Source organism: Campylobacter sp. (genome assembly GCF_017646085.1).
Lineage (GTDB): Bacteria > Campylobacterota > Campylobacteria > Campylobacterales > Campylobacteraceae > Campylobacter.
The window spans coordinates 1-2,459 of sequence record NZ_JAGCNF010000056.1 but is presented as its reverse complement, the minus strand read 5'-3'; the positions used below and the strand labels follow the sequence as shown (position 1 = coordinate 2,459).

Genomic DNA, 2,459 nt, shown 5'->3' with positions numbered 1-2,459 from the left:
TTTCGCCAAAAACTCCTGCGAGTTTTTTGTTGCTTTAAATTTGGTTTTTACTCCAAATTTTCGCCGTAAAACAACCATTTAGGTTGTTTTACTATTGCGAAAATTTTGTGCGTTAAAAGTAGGTAAAAATAGAACATAAAATATAAAAAGGAGATAGTTATGAGTTTAATAGATAATATCAAAGCAAATGAGGGTTTTAGTGAGTATGTTTATAGAGATAGTTTGGGGTTTTTGACCGTTGGTTATGGATTTAAGTGTGATAGCTTAACTAGTGATGAGCTCGAGCTAAACAAAAACAGATATGAGCCTATGAGTAAAGAAGTGGCGTGCAAGATTTTAGAGCTAAAACTACAAAAACTTCAAAATGAGGTGTTTGCAAAGCTTGAATGGCTAAAATCACAGCCAAAGCAGGTTCAAAGCATTGTAATAGAGATGGCGTATCAAATGGGTGTAAGTGGAATGCTAGGATTTAAAAACACTTTAAAGCTAATAGAAAATAGGGAATATCTTAAAGCTAGCAACAATATGCTAAAAAGCAAATGGGCAAAACAGACCCCAAATAGAGCTAAAAAGCTATCAGATATACTAAAGAGCGCCTAATGCTAAAGCCAAATTTTAAGATTATAGTAAATGATAAGGATCTGACTGCAACTATCAAGGCTAATCTTATATCTATTAGCTTTGATGATAAAGATGGCAAAGAGAGCGATGAGATAAGCATAGTGATTAATGGTCTTTATGATGCGCCATCTTTTGGGGATAAGATAGTGATGTATTTAGGGTATGAAGATGATCTATATAGCGTTGGAGAGTTTAGATTGCAAACGGTAGAGAGAAACTTTAAGGCAAATACGACTGAAGTTAGGGCAACTGCGGCTGATTTTAGCAACGGCAAATTAAAAGTAAAAAGAAGTAAAACTTGGGAGAATACTACTCTTTTTGGCATAGCAAAAACTATAGCAAAAGAGCAAAATTTAGAGCTTAAGTGCTGCGGCGATGATGCTAATATCGCCTCAAAATTGCAAGATAATGTTAGCGATATAGAGTTTATATACACTTTGGCTTACGAGTTTGGCTTTTTAGCAGCGGTTAAAAACTCTACCTTGATTATAGCTAAAAAGATAGATTTTGGAGTAAGCAATGCGCCAAAATATGAAATAGACGCAAAAGAGCTATATAGTCTTGAGATTAATGAAGCTTATAGAAATGTATATAAAAGCGTTGTTTTGCAGTGGCAAGATATTAGTAGTGGGGCTATGCGTTCGCTTCGTGCTGGTAGTGGCGAGCCTAGTTATAATATGAGAATAAGCCAGCCTAAAAGCGATGGTGAAGCATACGCTAAAGCAAATGCAAAGCTAAATGAGCTTAAAAAGAGTGGTATCAGCGGTAGGTGTAGCCTAGCAGGGGCTAATATTATTACTGGCGGCTCTATAACATTTAAAAATACAAACAGCGATATAGAGCTAAAAAAGTTTAGCATAACAAGCGTAAGACACAATCTAAATAGCAGAGGATACAGTGTAGAAGTGGAGTTTGAGCGTTAGTGGGCTAAAATTTAGCCCACAATCCTAAAAACTATTAAAATATTTTTATCTGTAAATCTTTTAATATGAGAGTAAGCTTTTTTCTTTTAGTAAAATCTGAAGTTGTTACGATAGTACGCCCTTGTTTTTTTATTTCCCATAATATTTTTCTAGCTATATTTAATCTAGAATATAGTTTTTCTAGCTGTTTTTCTGACATTTGAGTTTTTCTTAAACAATACAAGAAAGGCTTTTCATCCTCATCTGTATCTTTATCTGTATTCTTTAATGCTTTTTTAAAATCTATATCTTTGCTATATTTACTTGCTATAAATTTATCTTCTAAAATTCTTTGTCTCATGTTGTTATAAAATTTATCTAAAGAACCATTCGTGAGTATTTTAAATAAAATATTCTCAGGAACTTTGGTTAGATATTGATTTCTAGATATGATATTGTCTATATTTAGAGCTGTATAATAATAGGACTCTTCATATATTAATATCATATGAAAAGCAATGCTATCTACATCATAAATATCGAAGTATAAATTTACGCTAACATTATTAAAATTATAGTTCAATTTTAGACAGTCGTCTTCTTTCTGGGAAGTTTGTAAATTATACTGGTTTGTCAAAAATGCTCTTATGTCAAGCATTTTGTCACTTTCAATTTTTTTTTCTACATTTTCATAATTTTCTAACCAGCTATCGACCCAACCTGGTATAGAATTTGTTTGCTTCCAATTAGTTACACCAGTATAGCTCATTTTAACCATTTCAGAAAAATCTTTTTTGCTCAAACTGACTGATTTTAGTTTATTTTCAAACTCATCATAATTCATTTAGTGCCTTTACAAATAAAATATTTGTTATTATACAAAAATATTTATAAAACTATTGACAATATAACTATTTTAGAAGTTGAAACACAACA

The 2,459-nt window shown here is 31.7% G+C and carries 3 protein-coding genes; 2 read left to right on the top strand and 1 reads right to left on the bottom strand.

Features of this window, described 5'->3' with window-relative positions; all coding sequences use genetic code 11:
- The first annotated feature begins 159 nt into the window (after window positions 1–159).
- Window positions 160–600, top strand: coding sequence for a glycoside hydrolase family protein (locus J6V67_RS02980; protein WP_291858554.1), 441 nt, complete (start codon window positions 160–162; stop codon window positions 598–600).
- A complete protein-coding gene (locus J6V67_RS02975) occupies window positions 600–1,544 on the top strand; it encodes a phage tail protein (RefSeq protein ID WP_291858551.1) in 945 nt (314 codons plus the stop codon). The genes J6V67_RS02980 and J6V67_RS02975 overlap by 1 nt, the downstream gene beginning before the upstream one ends.
- Window positions 1,545–1,578: 34 nt before the next feature.
- Here J6V67_RS02975 and J6V67_RS02970 read toward each other — a convergent pair whose 3' ends face one another.
- The gene (locus tag J6V67_RS02970; RefSeq protein WP_291858549.1) at window positions 1,579–2,367 is read right to left on the bottom strand and encodes a hypothetical protein; all 789 of its coding nucleotides are present in this window, start codon (window positions 2,365–2,367) and stop codon (window positions 1,579–1,581) included.
- Between the last annotated feature and the right edge of the window lie 92 nt (window positions 2,368–2,459).

What these genes read in the sequence shown, in the direction of transcription:
- J6V67_RS02980 (WP_291858554.1), top strand. Translation starts at nt 160, where the DNA reads ATGAGTTTAATAGATAATATCAAAGCAAATGAGGGTTTTAGTGAGTAT.
- J6V67_RS02975 (WP_291858551.1), top strand. Translation starts at nt 600, where the DNA reads ATGCTAAAGCCAAATTTTAAGATTATAGTAAATGATAAGGATCTGACT.
- J6V67_RS02970 (WP_291858549.1), bottom strand. Translation starts at nt 2,367, where the DNA reads ATGAATTATGATGAGTTTGAAAATAAACTAAAATCAGTCAGTTTGAGC.